This is a genomic window from Halomicrococcus pelagicus, from assembly GCF_050954125.1.
The window spans coordinates 1-8,661 of record NZ_JBPBWC010000037.1 but is presented as its reverse complement, the minus strand read 5'-3'; the positions used below and the strand labels follow the sequence as shown (position 1 = coordinate 8,661).

At 53.2% G+C, this 8,661-nt stretch carries 10 protein-coding genes and 1 pseudogene; 1 reads left to right on the top strand and 10 read right to left on the bottom strand.

The features are described 5' to 3' along the window. From ACRYA2_RS26375 to ACRYA2_RS26715, 4 genes and pseudogenes are all read right to left on the bottom strand, one after another. The coding region (locus ACRYA2_RS26375) for a helix-turn-helix transcriptional regulator (protein WP_433634754.1) at nt 1–224 on the bottom strand (224 nt) is incomplete at its 3' end. 116 nt (nt 225–340) lie between these two features. Then, nucleotides 341–634, bottom strand: a complete 294-nt coding sequence (locus ACRYA2_RS26370) for a HalOD1 output domain-containing protein (RefSeq protein WP_433634750.1) — start codon at nt 632–634, stop codon at nt 341–343. A gap of 8 nt (nt 635–642) precedes the next feature. Continuing rightward, a complete protein-coding gene (locus tag ACRYA2_RS26365; protein ID WP_433634748.1) occupies nt 643–1,494 on the bottom strand; it encodes a DUF7344 domain-containing protein in 852 nt (283 codons plus the stop codon). Between the two features lie 330 nt (nt 1,495–1,824). Beyond that, a pseudogene (locus ACRYA2_RS26715) lies at nt 1,825–1,887 on the bottom strand (hypothetical protein); the annotation flags it as partial. A 1,921-nt stretch (nt 1,888–3,808) separates the two neighbouring features. On the opposite strand from ACRYA2_RS26715, the gene ACRYA2_RS26360 reads away from it, so the two are divergent. Beyond that, the gene (locus ACRYA2_RS26360; RefSeq protein ID WP_433634746.1) at nt 3,809–4,537 is read left to right on the top strand and encodes a CPBP family intramembrane glutamic endopeptidase; all 729 of its coding nucleotides are present in this window, start codon (nt 3,809–3,811) and stop codon (nt 4,535–4,537) included. A 90-nt stretch (nt 4,538–4,627) separates the two neighbouring features. On the opposite strand, the gene ACRYA2_RS26355 is transcribed toward ACRYA2_RS26360, so the two are convergent. The 6 genes from ACRYA2_RS26355 to ACRYA2_RS26330 all read right to left on the bottom strand — a co-directional run bounded on the left by ACRYA2_RS26355 (nt 4,628) and on the right by ACRYA2_RS26330 (nt 8,015). Beyond that, nucleotides 4,628–4,774 carry a DUF7563 family protein gene (locus ACRYA2_RS26355; RefSeq protein WP_433634744.1) on the bottom strand — a complete coding sequence of 49 codons (147 nt, stop codon included), beginning with the start codon at nt 4,772–4,774 and terminating at the stop codon, nt 4,628–4,630. A gap of 368 nt (nt 4,775–5,142) precedes the next feature. After that, complete coding sequence (locus ACRYA2_RS26350) at nt 5,143–5,433, bottom strand: hypothetical protein (protein ID WP_433634742.1); 291 nt, start codon at nt 5,431–5,433, stop codon at nt 5,143–5,145. Between the two features lie 62 nt (nt 5,434–5,495). Then, nucleotides 5,496–5,786, bottom strand: a complete 291-nt coding sequence (locus ACRYA2_RS26345) for a hypothetical protein (RefSeq protein WP_433634740.1) — start codon at nt 5,784–5,786, stop codon at nt 5,496–5,498. 361 nt (nt 5,787–6,147) lie between these two features. Beyond that, the gene (locus tag ACRYA2_RS26340) at nt 6,148–6,294 is read right to left on the bottom strand and encodes an SHOCT domain-containing protein (RefSeq protein WP_433634752.1); all 147 of its coding nucleotides are present in this window, start codon (nt 6,292–6,294) and stop codon (nt 6,148–6,150) included. An 885-nt stretch (nt 6,295–7,179) separates the two neighbouring features. After that, nucleotides 7,180–7,680, bottom strand: coding sequence for an SRPBCC family protein (locus ACRYA2_RS26335; protein ID WP_433634738.1), 501 nt, complete (start codon nt 7,678–7,680; stop codon nt 7,180–7,182). Continuing rightward, the gene (locus tag ACRYA2_RS26330; RefSeq protein ID WP_433634736.1) at nt 7,677–8,015 is read right to left on the bottom strand and encodes an ArsR/SmtB family transcription factor; all 339 of its coding nucleotides are present in this window, start codon (nt 8,013–8,015) and stop codon (nt 7,677–7,679) included. Before ACRYA2_RS26330 ends, ACRYA2_RS26335 begins: the two co-directional genes overlap by 4 nt. Nucleotides 8,016–8,661 lie beyond the last annotated feature (646 nt).

Genomic DNA, 8,661 nt, shown 5'->3' with positions numbered 1-8,661 from the left:
TGGCCACGTTGGGTCAGCGTGTAAAAGTTCGTCCGGTTATCTATCTCACCCTTCTCGACAAGGCCTTTGTCGACGAGTGTATCGAGGTTGGGATACAGGCGGCCATGGTGGATTTCCTTTTCGTAGTAGTCTTCGAGTTCGTCTTTGATTGCGAGGCCGTGTGGGTCATCTAACCCGTTGACGACGTACAGCAGGTCACGCTGAAAGCCGGTGAGATCGTGTATTGGTCTCCGACTAGAGAATGTAACTCATCTATTAAACTCCTTTTGGTATATTGAAGTTCACCAGAATTGATGGCTTGTGAAACGAATCAGTTTCGATAGGGTCGAGTGATGTAGCATTACAATTTAATTTTAGCATGAACCGTTTCGTGCGTGACTGTTACTGTGCATCCGTTGAATTCAAATGAGAGTTCTACGTGTTGGCTCCTGCTCTCGTCAGTAGTAAATATCCCATCAACGTGCCCCGGATCAATCACTTCATATACTGGATCGAGATCAAGGATCGACATATCAGTGAGTGCTGCGACCGCCCTCACCACAGCTTCGCTTGGTTTTTCATCGGGAGCAATATCATACGTTATGCTGGGCGACGAAGTCGACTGATTGCGGTCTGACCCGCCGTCAGTGAGCATATTATCAGTCATGTTTCGAACGGCAGTTCCTCCAGGAAGTTCTCACTCTGGTAATCCAGGTGATCCAGCCGTGGCCCTAAGAGCTCGCGAACAAGAACCACTAACGGATTATTCGCACCCTCACCAATCATCGCAATCTCTCGTTTTGACTCGCCAGGACATGAGTCATCCCAAAGACCGACGACGACGTTATTTCGATCAGCGAAAATGAGGCGACTTACCTTTGGATAGCTCGACTGGTCGTTCATCCAATCCAACTGCGGTTCCCAGACCGTTGCCTCTGGAAGGCACTCCTGAAAGAACCGACGAGTATCGTGGCTTTTTGCCCCGGCATAGAACTCGACACCGCGATCGATGGCGTTGTTCGCATGGGGAAGACAGTCCTCGTCAAGCAGGTCGTCGGACGCATATACGAGAAAGAGTTCGTCCTCAGCCTTATCGGCTAACTCTCGCCCATACTCATACACATCTTCTTTCCCTTCAAGTACCCCAATTGTGCTCTCACCGGTCCCGCTTCCAGTTTGAAACTGTGACAGCAATTCGGCAATAGCCTCCATCTCGTCCCATTCAGCATCAACTGATGCAGACTTCGTCGAGCGGACAGTGTTCGACTCAGGATCATACGTAATAAGTCCTGCATCGTCAAGCCGAGGAAGATGATTGTGATGCAACGAGAGACACGCTTGGTCAAATCTGTCCTCATACTCCGCCGATCGGGATGTAATCATGTTGTGAGAAATGAGTTGCTCGGCGATTTCAGCGACAGAGAGATCGTGAGGGGCCTCATTGAAAATCGACAAAATCTTTCGGTTTGTTGCATCTGAAAGCACCCGGATTATTTTCTCTTCATGTGAATTCATCACATGGGGGATTCAGCATTGGAGTTGTTAAATGTCACGGTGGAGATCAGAATCGGCTGGTAGAGACTCTCTTTGGCGACTTCTACTATTCGTCTATGACCATACTCACCGCAAGAATAACAGAAACTATATAAATCTATTATATAACAGCGGAGACCTCGAGACCGCGATCACCGACGCGATAGATTCACTCATCACGGTTGAGGTCGTCTTCGAGGGGTCGAGACGCTCCTCAAGATCGTCGAGCTGGCGCACCAGCGACAGCACGATCGACATGAGGACGGCAACCTCGACTGTTTGGTGGTTCTGTATGCCACCTGTGTCGGCGTACTAGCGGGCGTGTTCGAACAATCGGTCGAACGCTGCTTGGTCGTCTTGGCGGAGTGCTCGGCGATAGTCGGTTCACCGCTCCTCCATTGCCCGCACCATCTCGCGATACGTTGGGTGAGCTCGACCTATGGACGGTCACCCCCTGGGTGGGTGTCGGGGCAAGCACTGGATGGTGTGCAGTGAGTACGCACTGCCAGTATGCCAGCGTCGTCTGGAGCAAGTGCAATGCCTCAGTCGTCTGGTCGTCTCCTTCACGCAGCGTTATCCCTGGGTCAAGCGTTGGTAAGTCCAGTTGTTGTGTCTTCCCCAGCATCACATATGGACGTACGTGAACCAGCCTTCATAGGCTCGACTGAGTTGTTTCCAGAGCTTCCGATACAGTGAAACCTTGGTGTCCTCGCACCGATCAGAAGTACTCTCGGTGGCGGTGTGAGAAGAACATCTCCCTCCCAAATCCTTTTCAGTACATTACTTGTCTCTTCATCAGGAGTGGTGTGGTGACCGGAGAGCGAGACAGGATTTCTGTCCATTCTTGCTTTCCGATTCTGATTTTCGAAAGTATCTACCGTTTCTTAGCTCCACGGACAACTCTTGGAGTTAATGCTGAGAGCGTGATTGTCCCCACAATGAATTGTAGGACAGTTGTTCCAAGCGAAATCAGTCGCACGCTCGTCAGACAGTAGTCGGATGTGAGGGGGTCTCTCAGCGACACAGGCAAGATGGGTAAAACGAGCAAATCAAGCAACGGAAGTGAAATACACAAAATAGTCGAAGACGAAAACCGCAAGAGATGGTCCGGTCCAATGAGGACGTGCAGCCGCAATTAGGCTCGAAACGGCTAGCTAGTATAATATATGAACGTCTGGGAGTAGCTTTTATCGGTGCCCATTCACTAGCGTGAGTATGGGTGAAAACGCGGCGATCATCGCGCGGATTGTCGAGTGTACCTTACCCACGAGTTGTGTGAGTCTCACGTCCAGAGTCACATGATGGAGATAGGAGTAGTATAGCCTAACCAATAGAGTGTCAAAGGAACGTGGGCAGGAGAGCCACGCTCCCTGATGACTGATAAATCTTGTCTGTCGGACAAGCGCGCCCACGACAAGCCCGACATTGACTAGCATACTACGCAATTCTCATAGAAGTTTCGGTGAGGATACGGCATGGACATTGTTCATCGGTCGAAGTAGAGGACGTGGGACGTCACTCCACGTCCTGTGGATGACGTCGTTGACAACCGTAACGTGTGTTCCCACACGGAGATTTGATCGTCGGGGGCATGGCAGTTGTGGCATTCCCGACAATCAACTCAACTTGCCCATCTTCAATCAATATTTAGTTTGGTGCAAATATGGCCTACGTGAACGTACTCGAGGTGTCAACCTGACGCTACTAATGCTCCTACTTGCCAGAGTGGAACCGTGCTTTTGGAAATCTGTGTCGTAGAGGCCAAACCCATCGAAGGTGCTCTACTATAGGGTAGCGTTTATTCTGTTGATGAACTCATTGCATGGATGATAATAGTAAGTGCGTGTGGAACTGATGGCGGCATCTTTTCAATTGGGTAATTACTAAGGAAGACCATTTCATAGATAGTATCTGGTCGTTCAGAGGAGAGCGGCCACGGAAAGGTAGAGAGCGCCCGATCGACATTCAGCCACCCCCTCTGGGACTGGAGTGGCTGGGGACCACACCCCAGAGGACCCTTCTGCTCAATATATTGCTCTAGGGCCTAATGAAACCTGAGAAGACTGGTGGCTCAGGACCAAGACTTTCGTAAGGAGCGTGGAACAACGTACGCCTGGAAACTGGCTACGTGCTCTCACCGTTCGTGGAGGGACTCTCATGACTGAGGACAACGACGTCGAGCAGCAGGACGGACGCGCAGAAACGCACTCACATGGGCAAGCGTGGCTGGAATAATTACGGAATTACCACACAATATCGAAACACGGAGAAGGATCGGAAAATCCACTCTAGAACGATGAGCAAGAGACGGGCGCAACTGCGAGCTGTCGGTATCGGCATTCTCCTTGTTGTTGGGGCATACCTTATTGGCCAAGTCGTCGTGACCGCTACAGCACTCATACTTCGCGCTGCCGGTATCCCGGTTTTAGACCGCCCTACGCTACTACTGGGTATCAGTGTCGTTATGTTGCAAGGAGTGACGTTTGGAGGTGTCGCGCTTGTCTACCTCTTGTATCGACGTTCTGGACTGAGTTTCATTGGCATTCATATTCCGTCACTGCGTGAAATTGGACTTGCGATCGGTGGATTCCTTGCACTCCTTGCTGCTCAGATGTCCATCTCGATAACGCTGACCCACTTTGGGATTCGGTCAGCCCAGAATACGATTGTCGATGTTGGCAATCAGAATCCGACTGTGTTTCTGTTATTGATTCCAGCATCATTTCTCCTTATTGGTCCTGGTGAAGAATTGCTCAACCGGGGGCTGGTCCAAGGTGTACTCCGTGAACACTTTCAGCCACTTGTCGCGATCAGCTTGACGAGTATTCTATTTGCAGTTATCCACGTGTTCTCGCTACAGGGACAGGGGAAGTTCGTCTATCTCGGAATTGTCTTCGTGCTCTCGCTCATTCTTGGCGCGACGTATGAATACACGAACAATCTCATCGTTCCAGCGTTCATCCACGGCGCATACAACGCAACTTTGTTTGGAATTCAGTATCTTACTGCAACGGGTATGGTGTAATAGCCTATACAGATTCGGCCCGTAGCGTGCTTGTCTGCACTACTCAGAAGCAGCTTTAAACGACCAACCGTTACTAGATACAATGCGGTATTACGTTCGAGACTGTCTAATGTCTGCGCCATCTCGCACTTTATCTTCACAGGCCGGACAGACTCGTGGGTTTGCCATATCTCTGGGAGAAAAGACTCGGACGTAGCGTTGGGTAACAAAGGAATCGCAGTTTTGGCACGTTGGCATAGATCAAATGAATTACTATCCTACTATATTTCTTCCGGTCAGTATAATACTTCAATAATTCTAGCACCTAGTATCACTACAGGTAGCCTTCGTTTGGCAATTGACCGTGATCAATTTAATAGCACAAAAATTGGAGAAAGTCCTACAATAAGTTCGGAGTGAGACCTCGATGCAGTACACCAAATGAGCACTAGTTTGCTTGAACATTCAGGACTGACCTCCCAACGTAAACTGCCGGTAACCACCGGTGTAAACCAGTACTTCTTTGCGCCTATCTATGCTTCCATCCGAGATATCTGATGTAAGTGGGGATCGAGCTATGCACGTCTCAACAAGATTCCAGACGGGACCTCCATGTCTGCCCACCATCAACAACCACAATCCGGAGGCCTGGGTCGTCGGTCGCGGAGGAGGTCACAGATGGTGACATCGCTATACCGACCGATGTCAAATGACGATCCCTGACGCAGGTCGGGGACGATGCCGTGCAAATTCGACAGATACGTCCTCAGCGTCCAGTTTGGCGCCTCCTCATACACATGAACTGTGCCGTATTCTGCGGTCTTCTCTGCGAGGAGGTCGTATAGTTTCCTGAACCTCTCTGTCGTACAGGTTCCAACACGGACGGCGACGACATCATCGGCAGTTGCTTTGAGCATGTCAAACATCGTGGTTCCTGTCAGGACAAAATCGTTGCTGCCCGGAAAATGACTACAACAGTTCAGGTGACTGTTTGCGTCGTTCGTCGGTACCCCTCGTACATAGCTGGCAGTCCGAGGGGGAGTGCGAGGAGCCCGAACCCGAGGAGGGCGTACCCGGCCCCACTTTGGCGTCGTACTGCGAGGATCGTCGCGACGATACCGAACAGTGCAATCACATAGGCGGTATTACTCCAGATCACGTCGTACGAGGAGCAGTACAGCCAGCAGACGAACGTGTACGACGGCGCGTTCCACGCCGCCGGATAGAGTTTCGGCCAGAAGAACCGACAGTACGTCGTCAAACCAAGCATCGCAGTAGTTGGTAATGCAACGAGCCAGACCGTCGGTCGATTCTGGAACCGTCGATAGCATACGAGGAACACTGCTGGCGCGCCGAAGACCCACAGCCAGATACCGATCGTGTACGAGACCGGCCAGTGTTCGATACGGGGCTGCGTGACTGGTAATCGAAGCGATGCGGGCAACGTTGCCCACGGGAACGAGGGATCGGGGACAGAGTTAGTGAATAACGCAATAAGACAGAGTGTCGTCCCGGCGAGGAGGCCGTAGAGGCCGGCCTCAGTGTACCGAGCCAACCACGAAGGAAAGGGGTCAGTTCGCTGGTGGGTCACCGACATCGTCGGATACCGCCATGTTCGTCAGTGATGTACTTCATCGGTTCGCCGTGAGGCGGTCGCGCCTGCGTTCGAATTCCTCGTCGTCGATTTCGCCGCGAGCGTACTGCTCACGGAGGACAGCTAGAGCACTGTCTTCAGGCTGACCGTCGGTCTGGGACCGAGTCGTGAACCAGTAATCGATACAACGGATGTCACCTACAGATACGACCGACCTGGCCGTGAGCTATCGCTCGCGAGCTCGTTGGACAGCATCGGTCATTCGCCTCGTCCACAGCAATCCATGTCCGGGCATGAACGCAACCTCATCGAGCGACTCAAGTCCCACTCCTCGGCAGCCGTCATTACTTCTCGAGTGCGCCAGTCGGAACTGCGGTCAAGTTCCCCCGCGTCTTCAGATAGAATTCGACGGCACGGTCGACCGCCTTGCTCTTGGGAACGAACCCCGACAGGACTCAGCTAGCAGCGAAACCAGGCACAACGACACATCCAGGGACACAACAGGCGACGATACCTGGAGGATTCAATCATGGCGCCACAGAATCATCATCTCATCTAGCTCTCCCCGGGCTTCCTTTGCGCTAGCCATGCCCGGCACTCATCGCGAGCGCGCCTATTGGACTGTGAGAACAAACGGGTTGGTAGGGCTCATACGTATGTCTCATTCACAAGCGTCGGCATAGCTGGTGCTCGAAATTCAGTCTCGAAAGAGAAAACCGCGTGGATCGTCCGTCGTATCTATCCTTTATCGCCAGAATCACTTAAAACGAAGTCAGATTCAACAGCAATAGTCGACGGCGATCGGAGTAACACGGGACGGTCGACGAAGAAAACACGAGGGAGCGTTCGGTCTGAGACATGCCGAGACGGCTATTCATACACGCAGTCAGGAACAAGAGAGGAGGGGGCTGTATTGAAATCCTCAAGCGGTGATCGGTTTCAGATCTCGTGCTGAATAGAGGGCGCATATACAGCAGTTCCAGGTGTACTAAAGGAAGAGACTGAGAATCAGAATTCTCCAGAAGATGAGTTGTGGATGGTCAGGCTGTCTCGGTTATCTCTCCGTCAGTCATGCTCCTTCCACCAGCCCCGCGAGCTGCCCGAGCGAGTCGGTCCACCCGGCATGGGAGTCCTCGGGCGGGATAGCCTGAGGGATCCCCTCCTGGCGGACGGTCACCTCAGTTCCCTCGGGGATCTCCTCGAAGGTGACTGTCACCGTCATTTCGCCGGCCATTGCTGGGTCGTCGGTCTCGAACGCGTCGGTGTGGACGATGCGCTTGCCGGAGACGAGCTCCTGGTAGGTGCCGCCAAAGGTTGAGCCGTACTCGGCGAGCTCCTCGGTCTCTCCCGTGAATGTCATGCGGAAAGTACCACCTTCCTCGGGGTCGAACTGGTGGACCTCGGCCGAAAATCCCGTCGGCGGGAGCCACTGGACCAGCTCATCCGGGTCGAGGAACGCCTCGTAGACCCGCTCGGGCGGCGCCTCGATGACACGACTCACGGTCATGGTCTGCTCGTTGGTCCGATTGTTGCTCTGCTGTCCATCGTCACCGTTGCCGTTTGTTGTCATTGGTCTTCTTCCTCCAGGTGGATAGCCAACGCGTCGAACCTGTCCTCCCAGAAAACACGGTACCGTGTCAGCCAGCCGAAAGCCGCACTGAGTGGCGCGGCGGTAAGGTGGCAGCGGCGAACACGACCGTCCTTTTCGATCTCGATTAGGCCCGCGTCCTCAAGCATGTGTAGGTGCTTGGACACGGCCGCCAGTGAGACGTCGTGGGGCTCGGCTAGCTCGCCGACGCTCTCCGGCCCGTCGGCTACCTGTTCGAGGATGTTCCGACGGATCGGGTGCGCCAACGCCTGGAATATCGCGTCGAGATCCGGGTCGTCCGACGATTGTTCAACCATCCGGTTTAATGAACGCCAGGTGAATACTTAGCTCTTTAGTTAAATATCGTTTCTGTGTCGTCTAGCCGTTGCTCATGGCCGTAACGATTGCCATTGACCCAACGGTGAGCAAGACCGATGACGGCCATCTCCGCGCATACGTCTATATCGGCGATTTCATGTACAACACCCAGCTGCTCCGCACCGGCTATGCGCGTGTTACAGACACCGAGTTCAGTAAGCGACCAGCGTTCGTGTAGAAGATGCAGGCGGCCCGGCAGAACGACTACGGCGTTTGGAGCGCGAATCAGACGGCGTGATCGAAGTGAAGATAGAGGGCCGACAGCGTCAGCGGTCGTCAGTCGTCGGCAGTGTCGGCCAGTAACTCGGTAAGCCACTCGTCGGGCCGTTGGGGTGAGAGGTCGCCGGGTTCGATCAACTGCGATTCTGACGCGATTGCATGCCCACACAGATACACGACCATCGTCGAGGGACCCCGGGCAATCGTCACCGTGACCGCCGTTTTACGGGAAATCGAGGAGAAAGCCCCGTGCTGTAGCGCGGGGATGAATCCGACAACAGGGACGCCCCCCACGAACTATTAAGTTACCCGACAGCATATTCAGTAGCAAGCACATCGGACGAAAATTGGAGTTGGGTTGGGGTC